Origin of the sequence: Lysobacter sp. M15 (assembly GCF_022662515.1) — a bacterium.
GTDB lineage: Bacteria > Pseudomonadota > Gammaproteobacteria > Xanthomonadales > Xanthomonadaceae > JAKPBU01.
Genome location: NZ_JAKPBV010000028.1, coordinates 1 through 594, shown reverse-complemented (window position 1 = coordinate 594; position 594 = coordinate 1). Strand labels below are relative to the sequence as shown.

Annotated in this window: 1 protein-coding gene; it reads left to right on the top strand. The window is 56.6% G+C overall.

Annotated features, from left to right (window positions below):
* Positions 1–38 precede the first annotated feature (38 nt).
* Entirely contained in the window at positions 39–521 is a 483-nt protein-coding gene (locus MC380_RS17855; protein WP_242102016.1) for a hypothetical protein, read from the top strand.
* Positions 522–594 lie beyond the last annotated feature (73 nt).

Genomic DNA, 594 nt, shown 5'->3' with positions numbered 1-594 from the left:
TCAGGCGTTAGGCCTGCTTGGGGAGCTCAAGGGGACTTATGGCAAAGCAAGAAAGCTGGCTCAAGGCCCACGCGGCTGAGCTCCTAGTTGGGGCGATTGCAGTCCCATCATTGCTCTACGCGGTTCCAACCGCATACAAGACTGAGCAAGCTTTGGCTGCTCAGTCCGAGGAGTTGCGTTCGGTTCGTGCTGAGCTGCGAGACATTAAGCAATCCTTTGTCGCCGTACTTCTCGACAAGAATCCTGACAAAACAAAGATTATTGAGCGGCTAGTGAGTGACGTCCGAGCCATACAAGGGGCACAGCTCTTCGAGCAAGGTCAGTATCAGGCCGCCTATGCGATTTGGGTGCCAGCGGCCAAACAAGGCAGCAAGGACTCTGCTCTTGCGCTACAAGTCGCCACCGCGGCCCTTAAGCAAAAAGCTGCTGACCCGTCATTGCCTGAGAGCGAGCGCCAAAAGGCGGCGGCGGCAATGGCCGGCTTCGGAGTTGAGTTAGATTTCAAGCCTGCGCCCAAGTGATTACGGGGCGCAGGCCTAACAATTCATTCAAGCCGAACCCGCTTCGCGGGTCGGCTTAATTCAGGCGTTAGGC